The organism is Psychroserpens citreus, assembly GCF_055686305.1.
The window spans coordinates 2091377-2111100 of the sequence record NZ_CM145999.1; the positions used below are offsets into that span (position 1 = coordinate 2091377).

Below are 19724 nucleotides of genomic sequence, written 5' to 3' on the forward strand. Positions count from 1 at the left end.
ACAATTTATTGTCAGCTAAAGTTCTTATCATAACAAATAATAGACCAAAAAAGTATTACTTTGTAATTTCGTTAACACATCACAAAAGTAATTACATTTTAATGCTAACAAAAAACCACATTAAATTAATTAAGAGTCTGAACCAAAAAAAGTTTAGAGTTCAGCATCAATTATTTGTGGTAGAAGGCATAAAAGGTATACAGGAGTTCCTGAATTCTAACTATGAGTTATACCAATTGTTTTCAACAGAAGCTATTTTTGATGCTGAAACTATAGTTGTTTCAAAGCAAGATCTTGAGAAGATAAGCAACTTAAAAACACCTAATACTGCTTTGGCAATCTTTAAAATTCCGAAACCTCAAAAGGTGACATCTTATGGGTTGATCTTAGCTTTAGATGATGTTCGTGACCCTGGGAATTTAGGAACAATTATTAGATTATGTGATTGGTTTGGGATACGACAATTACTCTGTAGTAAAGGTACCGTAGATTGTTATAATTCGAAAGTAGTTCAAGCGACAATGGGATCTCTAACCCGAATAACCATTCAATATGTTGATTTGGAAGATTATTTACAGGGATATGGAAACCCTATCTTCGGAACTTTTATGGATGGCGAACGAATTTATTCAGAAATTTTACCAGAAGAAGGTATTATCGTAATGGGGAATGAAGCTAATGGTATTTCTTCAGAAATTGAATGTCTAGTAACAAAAAAAATAAGCATTCCAAGATTTGGAAGTCTTCAAGCGACAGAAAGTTTAAATGTTGCTACAGCTGCAGCAATTGTATTGAGCGAGTTTAAACGTTAATTTACTGAAATGTAAAATTTAAGAATATACCACGCGTTTTCATAGTTGATATATTGCCAGTCCAAGGACTATTTGAATCTTCATCTCTTACCAACTCGTCATTCATAGCAAAAACTCCTCTGATAGAAGGTGTAAATTTAAACCATTGGTTATATAAATCGATACCGATACCTAATTCATAGAATAGCACATTTTTCTTAGTTCTAAATTGACCAGCTGTATTGTCATCTGGATTTTCTTCATTACTGGATAAGTTTAATGCCATAGAAACGCCTCCAATTATGAACGGTTTGAAGTTGTTTAGACGTTTAGTAGATACCTTTAAAAGTAAAGGAAAATGTACATAAGTCGATTTTACCTCTCGCATCAAATCGGCATCATTGAATTCTAATCCGTTAAAGTAACTTGGGTCGTATTGAATGTTTCTGGTTGTGATAAATAATCCTGGTTCAAAGCGTAAATCTAAATGATCATTAATTCTTAAATTGGATACTAAACCAACACTGAACCCTAAATTGGTCTCAACTAAAATATCTTTTAAATCCTCTTCGTAGTTAAATTGATAATCATAACTATTTAAACCAAGATAAAATCCCCAAGACAGCGTTTTTTTATCAAAATTTTCAATGTTTTTTATTTTTTCTCTACTAAATAGCTGTGCAGAAACACTCTGCGAAGCAATTAAAAAGGTTAAAACTAATAGTACGTTTTTCATAAAAATAATGCGATAATGACAGGTGTGCTCTTACTTTTTTGATGCTGAGTATATGGTTGCAACACCAAAAGTTTGAGGTTTGTCTTGCACGTTAATAAACCCAATTTTACGTAAAATATTGTTTAAAACCTCACCATATGGAAAAACAGATGCAGATTCACTTAAATAAGTGTAGGCTGATCTGTCTTTAGAAAATAGTTTCCCAATGGTTGGTAAAATGTATTTGGTGTAGAATTTATAACCTTGTTTAAAAGGTGTTTTAGTTGGTACAGAGGTTTCAAGTATGACAAAAATACCATTTGGTTTAAGAACTCTTAAAATTTCAGCAAGCCCTTTTTCAAGTGTTTCAAAATTGCGAACTCCAAAGGCAACAGTTATGGCATCAAAGCTATTATCTTCAAAAGGTAAATTTTCAGAATCACCAATAACCATACTAATTAGATTGTCTAATGATTTTTGTGTAATCTTTTTACGTCCTACTTCCAACATTCCGTCACTAATATCTAATCCAATAATTTCTTTAGCGTTAGTTTTTGCTAGACTAATTGCGAGGTCACCAGTACCAGTAGCGATATCTAAAATGCGTTCTGGTTTAGTTTGAGATACCAAATCGACAACTTTGTTACGCCATTTAATATCAATTCCAAAGGAGATGACACGATTGAGTCCATCGTATTCCTTAGAAATATTATCAAACATTTGAGTGACTTGCTGCTTTTTATTCAAATCACTATCCTTATATGGAGTAACTTTTGAGGACATTACTTTTTTTTGCAAATATACTTAATTCTAATAGCTTTCGATAATTTGAAGCTTACTTTTAGAAGACTAATAATCACATAATAATATAGTATATTTGTATGTTTTTTTGAATATATATATCAATGAAAATTATTATTGCAGGTGCAGGAGAGGTCGGATTTCATTTGGCAAAATTACTGTCTTACGAATCTCAAGAGATTACCCTAATCGATACCGATAAAAACAGTTTAGCCTACGCAAATGACCACTTAGATATTCGGGTTATTAAAGGAGATGTAACGTCTATTTCCATTTTAAATGAGGCAAGAATAAATAAATCAGAGTTGTTTATTGCAGTCACTTCCTCTGAAACTACAAATATTACAGCTTGCGTTCTTGCCAAAGAATTAGGAGCAAAACAAACTATTGCTAGAATTTCGAATTCTGAATTTTTAGATCAAAATGAAGTTGGGTTCACTAAGTTTGGTATCGATGAGCTTATTTCTCCTGAAACCTTAGCTGCAGCAGAAATAGAATTACTTTTAAATCAGTACGGTTTTAATGATACTTATGAATTTGAAGAAGGTAAGCTAACTATGTTGAGTTTGCGCTTGTCCCGAACCGCTAGTTTTGTTGGGAAAACGGTAAGAGAAGCTGCTCAGGTATTTCCAGAATTACATTTTGTGCCAATTGCTATTCAACGTTTTGGAACGCAGTATACAATTATACCAAGAGGCGATACCGAATTTAAAGAAGGAGATAAAGTGGTGTTTATGACCTCTAAAGGAGGAGATGAAGAACTATTTGAATTATCTGGTAAAGTCAAAGCGGAACTCAAAAACATTATGATTCTTGGAGGAAGTAAAATAGGGTATAAAACGGCAAAAGATCTTTGTGAAAGTAAGTTTAAGGTGAAACTTATTGAGAGTGATAAAGAAACAGCTTTTGAATGTGCAGATGATTTGCCTAATGCTTTAGTGATAAATGGTGACGGCAGAAATGTTGAGCTTCTCGAAGAAGAAAGTATTACAGATATGGATGCCTTTATTTCTGTAACCGGTAATTCAGAAACCAACATAATGTCTTGTTTAGTTGCGAAGTCTAAAGGTGTTAAAAAGACCATCGCTTTAGTAGAGAATATGGATTATTATCAATTGTCACAGTCTATAGGAATTGATACATTAATCAATAAAAAACTACTTGCTGCAAATAACATTTTTAGATATATAAGACGTGGTGAAGTTTTAGCAATGACGAAGTTAAGTAATATGAATGCTGAACTTTTAGAGTTTGAAGTGACTTCTAAGTCAAAAATCACGCATAAAAAAATAAAAGATCTGGATTTTCCGCGTTCAGCAATAGTTGGGGGGGTTATTAGAAACGATATCGGGATTATTCCTTTAGGAGACTTTCAAATTGAAATGGGAGATAAAGTTGTTGTTTGTTGCTTACCAAGGTCTATTACTCAAGTTGAACGCTTCTTTTTCTAAAAGTTTGGTATGAAACTCAACTATAAAATCATTTTTCATTTTTTTGGATTGTTATGTCTATTCAATGGTGGCTTTATGCTGTTATCAACACTTATAAGTTTAATATATAAGGATGGTGTTACGGTTGAAATTTTAGGTGCCGGACTTATTGTGCTGTTACTTGGAGGTATTGCAATGTTGCTCACAAAGAATCATAAAAAAGAACTGAATAAGCGAGACGGCTATATTGTGGTATCTTTTGGTTGGATTGTTATGGCCTTAACTGGGACCTTGCCCTATGTTATAACTGGAACTATTCCTAGTTTTACTAATGCTTTTTTTGAGACCATGTCTGGTTATACTACTACTGGAGCAAGTATACTTAATGACATTGAATCTCTACCTGAAGGGGTGTTGTTTTGGCGCAGTATGACACATTGGATTGGTGGAATGGGAATTATTGTTCTTGCAATTGCTATTTTACCCTTACTTGGCATTGGAGGTATGCAGTTGTTTGCGGCTGAAGCTCCTGGGCCTAATGCCGATAAGTTGCATCCAAGAATTACAGATACAGCAAAACGTTTGTGGCTTATTTATTTTGGATATACCGCTGCAGAAACTATTTTGCTTCAAGTCGCTGGTATGACTTTTTTTGATGCTATAAATCATTCGTTATCCACCTTATCTACTGGGGGTTTTTCTACAAAAAACGCTAGTGTCGCCTATTGGAATGGGCAGCCTGTAATACAGTATATTATTATTGTATTTATGTTTTTAGCAGGAACGAATTTTGTTTTAAGTTATTTTGCTTTTAAGGGACGTGTACAAAAGGCTATACGTGATGAAGAATTCAAATTGTATTTTAAGTTTATAGCGTTATTTACCATCATTGCTGCTCTGATTATCTATTTTAGAGCTGATTTCTCAATATCGTCTATTGAACATCCTATGGTATTAGGAAAAGAGGAAGCCTCTTTTAGACATGGTTTATTTCAGGTATTAGCAATAGTAACAACAACAGGTTTTGTGACTGCTGATTATACCTTATGGACGCCATTTTTGGTGGTCTTCTTTTTTGGATTGATGTTTCTTGGTGGTTCCGCAGGAAGTACTTCTGGAGGCGTAAAAGTTGTGCGTCATATGATTATGATAAAAAATGGATTCCTAGAATTTAGAAGAGCACTTCATCCAAATGCTATTCTTCCTGTACGATATAATAAAAAAGCAGTATCTGGAGATATTGTATTTAATATTCTTGGGTTTTTTATACTCTACATGCTATCGTTTATTGTTGGGGCTTTAGTTTTCTCAATGTTTCAGATAGATTTTGAATCGGCAATTGGTTTGTCGGCTTCAAGTTTAGGAAATGTAGGCCCTGCTTTGGGTAATTTCGGACCAGTAAATAATTATGCCGAATTACCTGCTTTAGGAAAATGGTGGTCGGCATTTTTGATGCTTATTGGTCGGTTAGAACTCTTCACTGTTTTAATATTATTGACTCCTTTTTTCTGGCGAAATAGATAATTTTTTTTAATTTTTTTAATTTCTGAATTATTAACATTTATAGGTCTTTCGGGAATTTTGCATTGGTTTTTAAGGGGTTATGTGTATATACACTTGTAACATTTTACTGAAATGTACGTCATATTGGTATAACCATTAAAATTAATCAATCATGGAATTAGTATTAACATCACAAAAATTAGAGCCTTCGCCCAAACGTAGATTAGAAACAGAATTTGTTAGACCAGAAGGTTTATTAAATTCAAACTATAAATCTGTTGTAAGATGCAACTTGCGTCGTGCAAATTCAACTTCAATCTTTGGTATTAAGCAACGCGTAAAAAGCAGACGATATCAATTTACTTCTAGTATCGATACCCTTTTAAAACTGTCTGTTTTTATAACAGTGTTAGCGTTCATAATATAAGCTATCACTTACAGATCTTTTTAACTGATACTACTGAGCTTACCTCATATTATCTTTTATACGTCATTAATACAATTACTATATGATATTTCATATGGAAAGGTATTATATAGTTAAATGTTAACCGTTGGATATCTGAAGATATTTCAGAATAAATAAAGATATTATGAGCTCAATAGGATCAATGAATGTTACCATAAAAAACAATAGGAAGCTATTAAAAAATGGAAAGCGTAAGCCGTTTACTAAAATGAATGGTGGTTCTAGTAAAAAGAAAATGTATAAAAAGTATGTTCATCCAGAAGTATCACCTCATGTATTGAGACGTATTAGAATTAAAACGCAACGATACAATAGACGAATGCGAATTAAAAAGCTCATTACAGGAGTTATAGTTGGAGTCGTAGTTTTATATTGGTTTTACCGACTTCAGTATGGCTGATGAACATAAAAAGAAAAACCTGTCTCTAATTAAAGACAGGTTTTTTTAATTGTTTAGTTATATTAGCTAACAGCCTCTTTAATTCTCTTAGTAGCTTCTGTGATTTGTTCTTGTGAGGCTGCATAAGATATTCTTATACAATCTGGGTTTCCAAAAGCAATACCTGTTACTGTAGCTACATGAGCATGTTCTAAAAGGAATAATGAAAAATCGGTTGCATTTTCAATAGTATGCCCTTTGAGAGTTTTTCCAAAGAAATGTGACACATCTGGGAATACATAAAATGCACCTTCTGGTTCATTCGTTTTAAAACCTTCAATACTACTCAGTAATTTTAGAATGAGTTCACGTCTTACTTTGAATTCATCAACCATATATTGCACTCGTGATGGAGGTGCATTAAGTGCAGTAATTACAGCACGTTGAGCTATGCAGTTTGCACCACTTGTAACTTGGCCTTGCATTTTATTACAAGCTCTGGCGATATGTTCTGGGGCTCCAATGTATCCAATTCTCCAACCAGTCATAGCAAAGGCTTTAGAAACACCATTTACCGTTACAGTTCTGTCAAACATATCCTCAAACTGAGCCATACTAGCATGACCACCAATAAAATTAATATGTTCATATATTTCATCTGAAACGACAATTATGTTTGGGTATTTTTGTAATACATCGGCAAGTGCTCGTAACTCTTTCTTACTATATACGGATCCACTTGGATTACAAGGAGAACTATACCAAATCATTTTAGTTTTAGGCGTTATAGCAGCTTCAAGTTGTTGAGGTGTTAATTTAAAATCATTGTCAATAGACGTTTTGACTTCAACGGGTACGCCTTCATTTAGTTTTACAATGTCACTATAACTAACCCAATATGGGCATGGTAAAATAACTTCATCTCCTTTGTTTAAAGTAACAGCTGCAATATTTGCTAAAGCTTGTTTTGCTCCTGTTGATACAACTATTTGTGAGCGCTTATAATTGAGGTTGTTATCTCTTTTGAACTTTGTAATAATGGCATCTTTTAGCTCTACATAACCATCAACAGGTGTATACGAATTGAAATTGTCATTTACAGCTTGAATAGCCGCATCTTTAATGAAGTCGGGAGTGTTAAAATCTGGTTCTCCAAGGCTTAAGCCAATAATGTCTTTTCCTTCTGCTTTTAGTTCTCTAGCTTTTGCAGCCATGGCTAATGTGGCAGATGTTGCCATATTGAGAACCCTATCTGAAAGTTGTGTCATTTAAAAAAATAGTTGGTTGTGTTTAACTCATTGTAGGCTTCATTCCCATTTGCTTTAAAAATCTAAAGTGGGCTACAATTGCTTTTCTTGTGGTTTCGTATTCTTTGTAAGGCAAATTAAATTCCTTGGCTGTATCTTTCACAATTTTAGAAATCTTTCCGTAGTGAATATGACTAATATGCGGAAAAATATGATGCTCAACTTGATGATTTAATCCTCCAGTATACCAGTTTATGATTTTGCTTTTTGCTCCAAAATTAACTGTAGTTTTAAGCTGATGGATAGCCCAGGTATTTTTCATTGTACCACTTTTTTCAGGAAGCATCATTTCAGCTTCATCCATCACATGTGCCAATTGGAAAACTACGCTTAGAATTAATCCTGCTACATAATGCATAACAAAAAATCCAATTAAAATTTTCCACCATGCAATATCTAATACGAGCATTGGGATTACAATCCAAATAGATACATATATAAGTTTGGAAATGACTAGTTTACTCCAATTAACAATTGGGTTAGGGAGTTTCCCATAAGATAATTTACGTTTCATATAACGATACATTTGCTGGAAATCTGTAGTGATCGCCCAATTTATCGTTAATAAACCATAAAGTAATACCGAATAATAATGTTGAAATCTATGATGTGTTCTCCATTCTGCATGCTTAGAAAAACGTAAGATGCGTCCAGCTTCCAAATCTTCATCATGCCCATGAATATTTGTATAAGTATGATGGAGTACATTATGTTGAACTTTCCAATTATAGACATTTCCTGCAAGAATGTATATACTACTACCCATTAAACGATTTATCCATTCTTTGTTGGAAAATGATCCATGATTTCCATCATGCATTACATTCATGCCAACACCTGCCATGCCAATACCCATTACTACTGTTAGTAGTAATTGAAGCCATCCAGGAATGCCATCAATAGTTAGGATTAAAAAATAGGGTAATAAAAATAAGGTAAACATCACAATTGTTTTTACCCAAATTTTCCAGTTCCCAGTACGTTTGATGTTATTATCTTTAAAGTAATCGTTAACGCGTTTGTTCAACGTTCTAAAGAATTTTGCTGAATCTGTTCTTGAGAAAGATAACGTCTGTTTTGTCATTGCTATTAAATTTTCAATATTAACGCAGGATGTTGCATTATTATTTCGAAGCAAATATAAATAATAAAAGCTGCCTTAAGGATAATAAAATGCTAAAAATATCCACATAAAAATGTATACTTTTGTGAAAATTTAAATAAATGGAGTTAGTTCAGCAATATTTTCCAGATTTGACTGAAAATCAAATGCTACAGTTTGAAAAACTTGAAGCCTTGTACAAAGACTGGAATCTCAAAATAAATGTCGTATCTCGAAAAGATATTGATGAATTGTATTTACGCCATGTATTACACTCTTTGGGTATTGCTAAAGTTTTAAGGTTTGAACCTGGTTCAAATATCTTGGATGTTGGAACAGGAGGTGGGTTCCCTGGTATCCCATTGGCAATCTTACACCCTGAATGTCAATTCCATTTGGTTGATAGTATTGCGAAAAAACTAAAGGTTGTAAACGAAGTTTCAGATGCGTTAGGGCTTACAAATGTGAAAACAACTCATAGTCGGGTAGAAGCTATTGATGAGCAATTTGATTTTATAGTTAGTAGAGCTGTTACTGCAATGCCAGCTTTTGTGAAATGGGTAAAAGGTAAGGTTTTAAAACAGCAACGCCATACTATTAAAAATGGTATTTTGTATCTCAAAGGAGGTGATTTAACTGAGGAATTGGCTGATTACCAAAGAGCGACAATTTATAATTTGAGTGATTATTTTAAAGAAGATTTTTTCGAAACTAAAAAAGTAGTACATCTGCCACTAAAGTTCAGAGGATAAAAAAAGCTCCAAACTAGTGGAGCTTCTATTTTTTTTATTCTAGTTTTAGAATGATGTAGATACACTTAGCGAAAACCCCGTATTTTCAGGTACAAATCGGCAAATACCACCAACGCAAACTAAACCACCACGTTGTCTTCCGTAACTTGCCATAACTCGTGTAGCACCTTTAGTGTAACTTCCTCCAACTGTATAATAATGAATTTGTTGGTCTTCATCAGGATTGCCATAATTCCATATATCATTTGCAAATAGACTTAATTTACTATTAAAGTTGTATTCTAATGTACCACCAGCCCAATTATCTGCTCTCTCAGATAGTTCGTCGTCAGAAAACAAATGAGATAATTCGACTCTTACAGATTTTCCTTTACCCAATTTCCTAGTGACTTCACCTACAATAGCAGTTGCATTAACTTCACCAGTTCTGTCTTCAACATAGCGTGCATTGTAAAATGTGTTTACAACAGAGAAAATTGATGACCATTTTGGAGACCATTTTTTCTTAATATCAAGACTAAATTCTTCAAAATATTTTTCACCAAATCCTAGAAAATCGGTGTCTTCATAGGTGCGTTCAAGAGTATCAAAATCGCCTTTTAAACCTGACCATGTTGCATAATTGAAAGCTAGTTTTGTTCCGTATTTTCCTCCTAGTTTAGATCCTTTCTTAATGTTGTAAAAAATATCAATTTGACCTCCAATTTCACCCGATTTAAATAATGGATTAAACGTTAATCTTGGCTGAGCTTGATAAACATAAATATTGGTTAAACCATAATCATGTTGTTTTGTTAAACCAGGTATAAAATTGATAATGTTTTGATTAAATACATTTGCAGATTCATCTCTTTCAGAGTAAAATGCCATGTTTTCCATACGTCTAAATGTAGCATCTACACCTAAGCCAGACTTTGCAAAACCTACGTTAAAAAGAAATGCATTTCCGTCAAAGTAACGATTGTCAATAATGTTCCCTAATTCAGAATACACATCTTCTCCTTTTCTTACGTATTCCAATGAAGAATACATATTACCTTCACTAAAGTCTAATCTCACAGAGAAGGAGTTGGTTAATGATTCAAAATCTGGATTATCGATATCCAGATCTTCGTCTCTACCTACATAACTTAAACCAAGGTCTAAACCAGTCTCTTCAAATTTAAATATCGATGATAAGCCAATTTCAGCATTGAATCCAAAAATACTTCCATCTGAAACTTCAAATCCATCACGTTGCCTACCATATAAAGCAGAAAATTCGAGATTATTTGTTGGTCTGTATTTTACATTAGCTCCTCTAATGGAGTTGTTTATACCAAGTTGCCTATCTTCCCAAGAACGCAGTATAAGTCCACTGCCAAACTGTTCGTAAAAATGACCAAGAGTAGCTTCAATTTTTTCATTTTTATAACCAACAGCAAAGGTTCCAATGTCAGTACCCATGTATTTTGGGTAAAAATTCAATATCGCATTTGGCTCGTATGATTCTACTTGTATGTGAGCAAACCAGTTTTTGTAATCATAGTTTAGTCTTAGATAATTGTTAGATCGAAAGTGATCTTCTTCTTCAAAATCTCCAGTTTTTGGGTCATCTACATAGTATTGAGAGTTGGATTCAAATCCACCACTTAGTTTCCCATAATCTTTTTTTTCTTCGTCTTGAGATAATGCTATAAAGGGAATGCATAGCAATACTGCTAAAAGTTTATATTGATTCATTTAGTTGTTGGTTGAGGATTGGATTAGGTTGATTATGAATGGGTTATTTTGAAAACTCTTTGATTTTTTCGTAAAGCTCATCCTCGCTTCCAGGTGTGTAACCAGAATGTCTAAACAATATTTTATTGTTTTTAACCAATAATGTCAAAGGTATAGTTGGAGCATTAAGTTGTCGTTTTAAATCACTATTAGTGTCCAAAAGAATGTCAAATTCCCAACCTTTCCCATTTACTAAAGGTTTTACTCTTTTAACTGTTCGTGAATCATCTACAGAGACCGCATATAATTTTACATTAGTTTCATCTGTCCAGTCATCATAAACATCGCTTATTGCGTCTAATTCATTTTTACATGGTACGCACCATGTAGCCCATAAAGATAAAACTACTAGCTGATCATCTTTTGAAATGTCTGCTAAGTTGATGTTATCTCCATCAAGAGTTTCAATTTGCATTTTTGGAAGAACGTCTTGGGCAAAAACTAATGCCGACATAGAGAATGCCAACAATAGCATAGTTAGGTTTTTCATTTTCATTTTTTTTAGTTGTTAACAAAGTTAATTTTTTTTTAAGGATAAACAAGAAAGTGTAATGCTTGCATAATAATTATGCAAAGTATGTGCCATTTAAGTAAAAAAAAACGAAATATATTTTTATATTCGTACTTCTTAAAATTTTAACATTCAAAAAAATTATTATTATGAAAATCAAAAACTTTACTAAGATTTTTCTTTTCGTTGCGGTAGCTGCATTGTTTTCTTGTAGCTCAAGTGATGGAGGAAGCGGAGATGGTGATGGTGATGGAGGAGGACTTACGTCAATTACAATTACTGCTAGTTCTCAATTTGTAGATTTTGGATCTAGTGTGTCGTTTACAGTAAAAACTAATGAAGGAACGGATGTGACTTCAAATGCTACAATTCTTGTAAACAACGAAAGTATTAACGGAAGTACATTTACTGCTACTGAAACAGGAGAGTACTCTGTTAAGGCTACGTATCAAGATTTTACGAGTTCAGCTATTAATGTGAATATTTTGCCTGTAATTGTTTCAATTGAAATGAGAACAGCTCAAGACACTTATAATTTAGGTGATAGAATTGAGTTTGAAGTTTTCGGAATTGATAATGATGGAGGAGAAACTAACTTAACAAGTGCATCTACGGTTTTTGTTGATGGAACAGAATCATTTAGTGGCTCGATGGTAATTCCTGGAGTAACTGGGTCAATGAGTGCTCATGCTACATTTAATGAATTTACAAGTGAAGATAAAGTTGTTACTATCGAAGATAATGCGACTACACCTGGATCTGCTGATAAAAGAGCGTTAATAGAAGATTATACTGGAACTTGGTGCGGATGGTGCCCAAGAGTATCTTATGGTATTGAATTAGTAAAAGAAGCTTCAAGTAAAGTTGCTGTTGTTGCTGTTCATGCTGGTGATGAGATGTCTAATTCTTATGGAAATACCTTAATAGCAACATTTAACCCAGGTGGTAGTTATCCAACTGCAATTATTGGTAGAGATGCTGAATGGACGTATCCTGAGCCTAATAATGTAAATCAAGTAACTTCTGGAGCTCAAGGTACAGTTTCTACGGGTGTTGCAATTAGTACAGCTCTTAAAGGTAATAATTTGTCATTCATGGTTAGTGCAAGTTTTGGTCAAAACCTATCAGGTGCTAAATTGGTAGTTTTATTGTTAGAGAATGGTTTGCAATATGATCAAGATAATTATACAGATTACTACGGTGGTGTAGATGTTCTTGAAAACTTTACTCATGATCATGTATTACGTTATGCATTTACTAGCCCTTTAGGTGATGCTATCCCAGGTGGAGAAATGACTGCTGGTAATACGTATAGAATGAAGATGGATTATACAATTCCAACTAATGTTGTAACAAATGCTTCTCAAGCTGAAATCGTTGCTATGGTTGTTGGTGCTGATAACAAATTAATCAATGTTAATATGGTTAAAGCTGGTGAGAAGGCAGATTTTAGTAACTAATATTGATTTATAATATATAAAAAGGCTGAATATATATTCTATATTCAGCCTTTTTTATGTCTCATATTTTGATGCTTTATAATATATGGATGATTAGTTAAATGATTATTTATAAATATTAAAGGCGGAAGTAATTAATACAGCCGCCTTTGTTTTATCTAGTAAGTTCTTTATTTCACTATTATTTTGTTGCGAAACGTATAACCATTCTTTGATTCAATATTTAGAATATACATCCCTGAATCTAAGTAAAGCGATAAAGATGTTCTTTTTTCTAAGTTTTGTTTTGAAACAAAAACGGTTTTGCCAGTTATGTCTACAAGTGAAATAATCACATTATCTACTTTTTTATTACTTAATATAGTAAGCTCATCCTGAATTGGATTGCGTTCAATTTTAATTGAAGCGATAGTTTCAAAATCGGTATTTGATAAAGTTTCTGGAATAATTTCACTTAAAGCAAATGCGACATTTTCCTCGGTTAACTGTACATGATTTTCATTGTCATCTGGCATATGCCAGTTTACAAAAGGGGTTTCATTTAGTGTGTCACCAGTACTTCCTGGGTCACCAAGGTCAATCGTATGATACCAATTAATTTCACCAGCAGGACTTGAGTTTAGGGCCATTCCACTTACTGAAGGTATAAAACTAAATTTGTCTAATTGCAATGATGTTAAAAAGCTATCTATTAGTGGGTCTCCTCCTAATCCGTCGGTAAATCCACCTAAGTCAAAAAGACCGCCTGAAGCCGCATCTACTCCGTCAGTAAATGTAGGTGCTTGTGCGTTCACTTGAACATCAATAAGTGTCACGTTAAAAATAAAGAACCCTGAAACATTTATTGCACTTATCAATTGCGTTCCATTAGCAGTTGTAGGTGTTAAATTGATATTGATATCGGCATTAACATTGGTTAAAGGTGGCACATCGGGTAAGGCTAAATTTTGAAGATCTAAAACAGCAAAACCAGGTGTGACATCTGTATCAGTTATAGATTTGTATGGTGTTCCTATACCACTACCGTTTATGATGGCTACGTTTCTAGTATTTTCTGGAAAGCCAGTTGTTGTTAGTGCATTAATATTAGCGTCAAAAGTTGTTCTGTAAGGATGGGCTTCAGGTAATAGTTTTGAGGGATCAAAAATAACATCTTCGCCATCGGCTAGGTGCGCTTCAAAATGATCAATTAATAATTGCCTCGCGGCTGGAGATTTGAGTAATCCGTTAACAATAGGTTGTAACTGAGTTATATTTAAATCATCTCCTAATCCAAAACCAAGAAAGTTAAATTGATGTTGGAAGCCAAGAGGAACATTAGCACCAAGATGTGGTGAATCAAATGAAATCCATAATCTTGTTTCGTGATCTTGATTTGCATTCTCCATAAAATTTAAAGCATAGCGCGAAATTAATCCACCCATACTTGGACCAATAATAACGAGCTCTTCATCACCAACTTTGTCAGTGTTAAGTGTGTTTATAAGGTCAATTAGAAGCATAGCATTTCGTTCAATGAAATCCGCACCTCCATTAACGAGAGTGCTACCTGGATAGTCTAATTCATCAATAACCATGTCTGCATTTGTATCTGTTGCATCATCTATATTTAATAGTGTGTCATCAGATAATTTGAAATAGGATGGAAAATTCAAAATCACTACGTCAAAGCCTTCAGCTCGAACAAGATCGGCTAAGTTTTGGTCTCCTTGAGATCCAGAAAAATCTAATAAGTTATACAGTCCTGAGATAGTTCGTGTATCACCTGGATCAAAGCCGTCTATTAAAATAATTGGTTTATCTAGAATGCCCGTCTGCGTGTCTAAGAATATTTCATATTCTCCAAGACCTGCAAAATTAACAGCTCCACTATAATCATCTAGAGCTGCTACCGTTGAAGATTCAAATTCAATAGTTTGGGCTTGTAAAAATAGAGGAAGAGTTAAAAATAGTAAAGTGTATTTTTTTATCATAATTGTTCAATTAATAATTATTACAACAAGATACAAAGAATCACTTACTTAATTAAGTGTGAATTAATGTTTTGGGATAAAAAGCAAAAAACCTCGAACATATCAAGTTCGAGGTTTTTTTAAATTTAGGAGTTTTATCCTAGGAACGGATAACGATAATCTGTAGGTGTAACAAATGTTTCTTTAATCATTCTTGGTGATACCCAACGTAATAAATTAAGAGCGCTCCCTGCTTTATCATTTGTTCCAGATGATCGCGCTCCACCAAAAGGTTGTTGTCCAACAACTGCTCCTGTAGGCTTGTCATTAATATAGAAGTTTCCTGCAGCATTCTGTAAGGCTTTGGTTGCTTCTTCAATAGCGTATCGATCTGTTGCTAAGATAGCTCCTGTTAATGCATATTCACTTGTATCATCTACTAATTTAAGAGTTTCAGAATACTCATTTTCATCATAGACAAAAATCGTGATAACTGGACCAAATAATTCGGTACACATAGTTGTGTATTTTGCATTATTAGTTACAATAACCGTAGGTTCAATAAAATACCCCTTGCTTTTATCATAATTTCCACCAACAATAATTTCAGCATCAGTATCATTTTTAGCTTGATCAATATATTTAGCTAATTTGTCAAACGAGCCTTCATGAATCACGGCTGTAACAAAGTTGTTTAAATCTTCAGGAGATCCCATTTTAAATGATTTCACATCTTCAATTACTCTAGATTTAACCGCATCCCACAAATTTGATGGTATATATGCTCTTGATGCAGCACTACATTTTTGTCCTTGAAATTCAAATGCGCCTCTAGAAATTGCAGTAGCTACTTGAATCGGATTGGCAGATTTGTGAGCAATGATAAAGTCTTTTCCACCTGTTTCTCCTACAATTCTCGGGTAGGTTTTATAATTGTGGATATTATTACCAATTTTCTTCCAAAGTTCTTTAAATATAAAAGTTGATCCTGTAAAATGTAAACCAGAAAAATCAGGGCTATCCATCACAGTATCTGTAATCATTACTGGATCACCAAATACAACGTTTATCACACCATCTGGAACGCCAGCTTCTTTAAATACATCCATTATCACTTTAGCAGAAAAAATCTGACTATCACTAGGCTTCCAAACAACTACGTTGCCCATTAGCGCCATACATGCTGGAAGGTTAGCAGCAATTGCGGTAAAATTAAAAGGTGTAACTGCATAGGTGAATCCTTCTAAAGGACGGTATTCAAGTCTATTCCAAGCACCACTTGTACTTTCTGGTTGTTCATGATAAATATCAGTCATGAATTGTACATTAAAACGTAGGAAATCTATCAACTCACAAGCGGCATCTATTTCTGCTTGGTGAACTGTTTTTGATTGTGCAATCATCGTTGCTGCGTTTATTTTTGCTCGGTATGGTCCGGCAATTAATTCTGCAGCTTTTAAGAAAATACCAGCACGTTGTTCCCAAGGCAATTGAGACCACGTTTTTCTTGCTTCTAATGCAGTAGCAATCGCATCTTCTACATGAGATTTTTCAGCTAAATGATAGGTACCAACAACATGTTGGTGGTCATGAGGTGCAGACATGGTTCTAGTGTTTCCTGTTGAAACATCTTTCCCATTGATATATAAAGGAACATCAATTTGAGTATTCCACATGTCCTTATAAGCTGCTAAAACAGCTTCTCTTTCAGGAGATCCTGGTGCATATGATTTAACAGGCTCATTTATAGCTATTGGTACGTTGAAAAATCCTTTTCCCATTTTATTTTTAGGTTTAAAAATTGTGTGTTATTTTAAAGTTGCAAAGTTACGATATTTTAACGACTAATGAATTCAACAACTATTAAATCAAGGTTAAAATAATCAGTAATTTTTTGTAAGTTGCTCGCAATATTTTTCAAATGAACGACGGAATCATACTTACCCTAGCATACCCAGAAACCATAGTCTCTCATGCCGAAGAATGGTATTCCCCATTTCTGAGGTTTTTATTTATTGGTAATAAAAAACACGTGAGAGCTGGTCATGCAGCTTTAGTTTTAATTGATAAATCAACAGGTGTTTTGGAATATCATGATTTTGGTCGTTATATTACATCGTCACCAAATGGGAGGGTAAGAGGGCGCGAAACTGATTTTGAACTTAATTTCCCTATTGTCGCTAATATTGAGAATGATGAAATTAAGAATTTAGATGACATTTTGAAGTTTCTAGCAACGCACCCTAAACTAACTCATGGAGATGGCGACTTATATGCATCTGTTTGTAAAGCTATTGATTATAAAAGGGCAAGAAAACATATTACCATGATGCAAAACCATGGATTTATAAGATATGCCGCATTTATTAAACAAGCTTGTAATTGTGCGCGATTTGTGACAGATAGTGTGATTGCTAGTGTGACAAACTCTTCAATAAAAAACAAACTTGTAAGGTCAAAGAACTTTACACCAAGTACAATAGGAAATGTAGTGATTGCTGATACTGAAAATCTAGTATATGTAGTTTCTGATACTGGTGTCGTTTCAGAGTTTGATTCAACAGTGAGTAAAGAAAATAGACGCTTATTTTTAGATAGACTTAAGGGATATAAACCGAGTTTAATTGGAACATTAATGCCCAAGGAAAACGATGTTAAAGCAGATCATGCACAATGGTTGAGTGGTATAGCAGCTGGAGCTTGGTTTGAAATTTATGATTTAAGTAGTCCAATGGAATTTAGATTTAGACGTGTTTCCCCTTATGGAAATGTTGATTGTGATGGTATTTACACTGTAACTGCTGAAGGTTTTGATATTCAATCTGATTATCAATTTGTGCATTATTCAAATTGCAAGTTTTTTCATATCAAGCAGAATGATACAACTTACAGGTTTGATTTTCAAGAAAGTAATAATTGATTTTAGTTAATAGCAAAAGGAGCACTTAACTTAAATGTTGGGATGATAACCTTAAATTTATTGGTATTCGTAAAGTTTACCATATTGTAATGTCCTTGCATGGCTCCAAAAGGAGACGTTAATAAACATCCAGAATTATAAGTGTGAGACTCTCCTGGTTTTAGAACTGGTTTTTTTCCAATAACACCTTCGCCTTCAATGATTTCTACATTATTTAAAGCGTCTAAAACCCTCCAGTATCTTGAATTTAATTGAACAGAATCTTTACTTTGGTTTTCAATAGTTACTTTATAACCAAACGCAAAATGTACTTTATAATTTTTATAAAAAGTACCCTCGAAAGATGTCTCGACAGAAATTTTAATGCCGCTTGTAACTTGTTGAACCATGAATTATCCCAATAATAGCCTTCAAAAATAACTAATTTCTTCCTAATTTGGAGACTTTTTTAAAATAATGCAAATTTTTAACAATTTTTAAAAAAAGAACCGATTAACGGATTTAAAAATCAGTTGAAATTGCAAAATCTTCGATTGTTTTGAAAAAATTGATAATGTCGTTTTCTTTTAATAATGAGTTTATAGTCACCATTCTAACGAATTCTTGTCCTCTAAAATTTCCGAAGCCAACCATAAGCTTTGCATTCTCATATAATAAAGTACATAATTTTTTCGCAGGAATGTTTTTGTAATTAAAACAAACCGAAATTGAATTGTCAAAACTATATAATGTGTAATCAGGATGCTTGTTAATATAAGTTCTAGCTATATCTGCTAAATTAAATTGATGATTAACGATAGATTTTAAGCCTATACTTCCTACAGATTTCCATAAGGTCCACAATTTTAATGCATCATTTCGGCGGCCACATTGAAGCGATGTTTTTCCTAAATTAAAATCATCATCATTGGTTTGGTATAAGTATTCAGCATCATTAGAAAATGATTGGTACAAGTGTTTCTTGTCTCTTGTCACAATTATGGAACAGCTTAAGGGAGTACCGAGCATTTTATGAGCATTAACACTAAACGAATCGGTTTGTTCTATACCATTCACTAAATGTTTATAGTCCTCACTAAAAATAACCGAACCGCAATACGCTCCATCTAAATGTAGCCATAGATTATACTTTTTACTAACTTTACTAATGTCTTCAACATTGTCGAATGCACCTAATACTGTTGTGCCTGCTGTAGCATTAATAAAGAATGGTTGATAGCCGTCTTTAAGATCTTTAGAAATTTGAAGTTCTAAATCTATAACCAACATTTCGCCTTTGTGGTTTGTTTTTATTGATCTTACCTGCTCACGTCCTACACCAATAAAGGAGGCGTTTTTGGCAATAGAATAATGTGATACATCAGAAGTGTATAATGTCATTTTATTAGTTACTCCTTGCATTCTAGCCATTGGATTATATTTATCTCTTGCCATTAAAACTGCCATATAATTGCTCATAGAACCTCCAGGTGCAAAGGTGCCATCGGCTGTACTAGGGTATTTAATAATATCACATATTTTATGCAAAATAGTTTTTTCTATTCCAACTTGAGGCCCAGCAACTTTATATGTGTACATACTATTATTAAAAAGAACAGCGAGCAAATCACCAAGAACAGCTCTGTCAATTCTACCTCCAAAAAGTTGATTAAAAAAAGAGGTAGATGCTGTCTTTGGAGTGCTTTTAATGATATCTTTTAGTGTGTTTTTGAAATCGGAATCAATTGTGGGTTCGTCATTAAGGTTGAGATCAAAAGTTTCATATAAAAGTTTAGTATCTATAGGTTTGGCGACAGGGTTATTTTGTTCTTCGGAAATTAGAAACTCAACAAGTTCTGTAAACAATTTTAAATCATTAATCATAAGAGAAG

18 protein-coding genes are annotated in these 19724 nt (G+C 33.4%); 8 read left to right on the top strand and 10 right to left on the bottom strand.

The genetic code is table 11. From position 1 onward, the window contains the following. Positions 1 to 101 precede the first annotated feature (101 nt). Entirely contained in the window at positions 102 to 812 is a 711-nt protein-coding gene (locus ACTU6T_RS09315) for a TrmH family RNA methyltransferase (protein WP_460217939.1), read from the top strand. 1 nt (position 813) lies between these two features. Here ACTU6T_RS09315 and porT read toward each other — a convergent pair whose 3' ends face one another. Both porT and ubiE read right to left on the bottom strand, forming a co-directional pair. Then, a complete protein-coding gene (gene porT / locus ACTU6T_RS09320) occupies positions 814 to 1527 on the bottom strand; it encodes a type IX secretion/gliding motility protein PorT/SprT (RefSeq protein ID WP_460217940.1) in 714 nt (237 codons plus the stop codon). 30 nt (positions 1528 to 1557) lie between these two features. Continuing rightward, a complete protein-coding gene (gene ubiE, locus ACTU6T_RS09325; RefSeq protein ID WP_460217941.1) occupies positions 1558 to 2289 on the bottom strand; it encodes a bifunctional demethylmenaquinone methyltransferase/2-methoxy-6-polyprenyl-1,4-benzoquinol methylase UbiE in 732 nt (243 codons plus the stop codon). Positions 2290 to 2411: 122 nt separating this feature from the next. On the opposite strand from ubiE, the gene trkA reads away from it, so the two are divergent. The 4 genes from trkA to ACTU6T_RS09345 all read left to right on the top strand — a co-directional run bounded on the left by trkA (position 2412) and on the right by ACTU6T_RS09345 (position 6109). After that, a complete protein-coding gene (trkA, locus tag ACTU6T_RS09330; RefSeq protein ID WP_460217942.1) occupies positions 2412 to 3758 on the top strand; it encodes a Trk system potassium transporter TrkA in 1347 nt (448 codons plus the stop codon). A gap of 9 nt (positions 3759 to 3767) precedes the next feature. After that, on the top strand, positions 3768 to 5261 hold the full coding sequence (locus ACTU6T_RS09335) for a TrkH family potassium uptake protein (protein WP_460217943.1): 1494 nt from the start codon (positions 3768 to 3770) through the stop codon (positions 5259 to 5261). A 151-nt stretch (positions 5262 to 5412) separates the two neighbouring features. Next, positions 5413 to 5667 carry a hypothetical protein gene (locus ACTU6T_RS09340; protein ID WP_460217944.1) on the top strand — a complete coding sequence of 85 codons (255 nt, stop codon included), beginning with the start codon at positions 5413 to 5415 and terminating at the stop codon, positions 5665 to 5667. Positions 5668 to 5833: 166 nt separating this feature from the next. Then, positions 5834 to 6109 carry a hypothetical protein gene (locus ACTU6T_RS09345; RefSeq protein WP_460217945.1) on the top strand — a complete coding sequence of 92 codons (276 nt, stop codon included), beginning with the start codon at positions 5834 to 5836 and terminating at the stop codon, positions 6107 to 6109. Positions 6110 to 6171: 62 nt separating this feature from the next. On the opposite strand, the gene ACTU6T_RS09350 is transcribed toward ACTU6T_RS09345, so the two are convergent. Continuing rightward, positions 6172 to 7356, bottom strand: a complete 1185-nt coding sequence (locus tag ACTU6T_RS09350) for a pyridoxal phosphate-dependent aminotransferase (protein ID WP_460217946.1) — start codon at positions 7354 to 7356, stop codon at positions 6172 to 6174. A gap of 22 nt (positions 7357 to 7378) precedes the next feature. Further along, positions 7379 to 8479 carry a fatty acid desaturase family protein gene (locus ACTU6T_RS09355; RefSeq protein ID WP_460217947.1) on the bottom strand — a complete coding sequence of 367 codons (1101 nt, stop codon included), beginning with the start codon at positions 8477 to 8479 and terminating at the stop codon, positions 7379 to 7381. Positions 8480 to 8619: 140 nt separating this feature from the next. Between ACTU6T_RS09355 and rsmG the strand changes: the two genes are divergently transcribed. Beyond that, on the top strand, positions 8620 to 9249 hold the full coding sequence (gene rsmG / locus ACTU6T_RS09360; protein ID WP_460217948.1) for a 16S rRNA (guanine(527)-N(7))-methyltransferase RsmG: 630 nt from the start codon (positions 8620 to 8622) through the stop codon (positions 9247 to 9249). A 45-nt stretch (positions 9250 to 9294) separates the two neighbouring features. On the opposite strand, the gene ACTU6T_RS09365 is transcribed toward rsmG, so the two are convergent. Both ACTU6T_RS09365 and ACTU6T_RS09370 read right to left on the bottom strand, forming a co-directional pair. After that, the gene (locus ACTU6T_RS09365) at positions 9295 to 10971 is read right to left on the bottom strand and encodes a DUF6029 family protein (protein ID WP_460217949.1); all 1677 of its coding nucleotides are present in this window, start codon (positions 10969 to 10971) and stop codon (positions 9295 to 9297) included. Positions 10972 to 11014: 43 nt separating this feature from the next. Further along, positions 11015 to 11500 carry a TlpA family protein disulfide reductase gene (locus ACTU6T_RS09370; RefSeq protein WP_460217950.1) on the bottom strand — a complete coding sequence of 162 codons (486 nt, stop codon included), beginning with the start codon at positions 11498 to 11500 and terminating at the stop codon, positions 11015 to 11017. A gap of 170 nt (positions 11501 to 11670) precedes the next feature. Here ACTU6T_RS09370 and ACTU6T_RS09375 point away from each other — a divergent pair, with 170 nt between their 5' ends. After that, the gene (locus tag ACTU6T_RS09375; RefSeq protein ID WP_460217951.1) at positions 11671 to 12981 is read left to right on the top strand and encodes an Omp28-related outer membrane protein; all 1311 of its coding nucleotides are present in this window, start codon (positions 11671 to 11673) and stop codon (positions 12979 to 12981) included. Between the two features lie 170 nt (positions 12982 to 13151). Here the strand turns inward: ACTU6T_RS09375 and ACTU6T_RS09380 are convergent, their stop codons facing one another. Next, complete coding sequence (locus ACTU6T_RS09380; protein ID WP_460217952.1) at positions 13152 to 14954, bottom strand: T9SS type A sorting domain-containing protein; 1803 nt, start codon at positions 14952 to 14954, stop codon at positions 13152 to 13154. A gap of 134 nt (positions 14955 to 15088) precedes the next feature. Beyond that, positions 15089 to 16714 carry an L-glutamate gamma-semialdehyde dehydrogenase gene (gene pruA / locus ACTU6T_RS09385; protein WP_460217953.1) on the bottom strand — a complete coding sequence of 542 codons (1626 nt, stop codon included), beginning with the start codon at positions 16712 to 16714 and terminating at the stop codon, positions 15089 to 15091. Positions 16715 to 16854: 140 nt separating this feature from the next. On the opposite strand from pruA, the gene ACTU6T_RS09390 reads away from it, so the two are divergent. Continuing rightward, positions 16855 to 17853 carry a DUF6695 family protein gene (locus tag ACTU6T_RS09390; RefSeq protein ID WP_460217954.1) on the top strand — a complete coding sequence of 333 codons (999 nt, stop codon included), beginning with the start codon at positions 16855 to 16857 and terminating at the stop codon, positions 17851 to 17853. Between the two features lie 2 nt (positions 17854 to 17855). On the opposite strand, the gene apaG is transcribed toward ACTU6T_RS09390, so the two are convergent. Beyond that, positions 17856 to 18242: a Co2+/Mg2+ efflux protein ApaG gene (apaG, locus tag ACTU6T_RS09395; protein ID WP_460217955.1), complete on the bottom strand. Its 387-nt coding sequence runs from the start codon at positions 18240 to 18242 to the stop codon at positions 17856 to 17858. Between the two features lie 112 nt (positions 18243 to 18354). Continuing rightward, the gene (locus ACTU6T_RS09400; protein WP_460217956.1) at positions 18355 to 19716 is read right to left on the bottom strand and encodes a pyridoxal phosphate-dependent decarboxylase family protein; all 1362 of its coding nucleotides are present in this window, start codon (positions 19714 to 19716) and stop codon (positions 18355 to 18357) included. Between the last annotated feature and the right edge of the window lie 8 nt (positions 19717 to 19724).

Excerpts from the sequence above, each read along its gene's own strand:
- ACTU6T_RS09315 (WP_460217939.1), top strand. The coding sequence starts at position 102 with ATGCTAACAAAAAACCACATTAAATTAATTAAGAGTCTGAACCAAAAA.
- porT (WP_460217940.1), bottom strand. The coding sequence starts at position 1,527 with ATGAAAAACGTACTATTAGTTTTAACCTTTTTAATTGCTTCGCAGAGT.
- ubiE (WP_460217941.1), bottom strand. The coding sequence starts at position 2,289 with ATGTCCTCAAAAGTTACTCCATATAAGGATAGTGATTTGAATAAAAAG.
- trkA (WP_460217942.1), top strand. The coding sequence starts at position 2,412 with ATGAAAATTATTATTGCAGGTGCAGGAGAGGTCGGATTTCATTTGGCA.
- ACTU6T_RS09335 (WP_460217943.1), top strand. The coding sequence starts at position 3,768 with ATGAAACTCAACTATAAAATCATTTTTCATTTTTTTGGATTGTTATGT.
- ACTU6T_RS09340 (WP_460217944.1), top strand. The coding sequence starts at position 5,413 with ATGGAATTAGTATTAACATCACAAAAATTAGAGCCTTCGCCCAAACGT.
- ACTU6T_RS09345 (WP_460217945.1), top strand. The coding sequence starts at position 5,834 with ATGAGCTCAATAGGATCAATGAATGTTACCATAAAAAACAATAGGAAG.
- ACTU6T_RS09350 (WP_460217946.1), bottom strand. The coding sequence starts at position 7,356 with ATGACACAACTTTCAGATAGGGTTCTCAATATGGCAACATCTGCCACA.
- ACTU6T_RS09355 (WP_460217947.1), bottom strand. The coding sequence starts at position 8,479 with ATGACAAAACAGACGTTATCTTTCTCAAGAACAGATTCAGCAAAATTC.
- rsmG (WP_460217948.1), top strand. The coding sequence starts at position 8,620 with ATGGAGTTAGTTCAGCAATATTTTCCAGATTTGACTGAAAATCAAATG.
- ACTU6T_RS09365 (WP_460217949.1), bottom strand. The coding sequence starts at position 10,971 with ATGAATCAATATAAACTTTTAGCAGTATTGCTATGCATTCCCTTTATA.
- ACTU6T_RS09370 (WP_460217950.1), bottom strand. The coding sequence starts at position 11,500 with ATGAAAAACCTAACTATGCTATTGTTGGCATTCTCTATGTCGGCATTA.
- ACTU6T_RS09375 (WP_460217951.1), top strand. The coding sequence starts at position 11,671 with ATGAAAATCAAAAACTTTACTAAGATTTTTCTTTTCGTTGCGGTAGCT.
- ACTU6T_RS09380 (WP_460217952.1), bottom strand. The coding sequence starts at position 14,954 with ATGATAAAAAAATACACTTTACTATTTTTAACTCTTCCTCTATTTTTA.
- pruA (WP_460217953.1), bottom strand. The coding sequence starts at position 16,714 with ATGGGAAAAGGATTTTTCAACGTACCAATAGCTATAAATGAGCCTGTT.
- ACTU6T_RS09390 (WP_460217954.1), top strand. The coding sequence starts at position 16,855 with ATGAACGACGGAATCATACTTACCCTAGCATACCCAGAAACCATAGTC.
- apaG (WP_460217955.1), bottom strand. The coding sequence starts at position 18,242 with ATGGTTCAACAAGTTACAAGCGGCATTAAAATTTCTGTCGAGACATCT.
- ACTU6T_RS09400 (WP_460217956.1), bottom strand. The coding sequence starts at position 19,716 with ATGATTAATGATTTAAAATTGTTTACAGAACTTGTTGAGTTTCTAATT.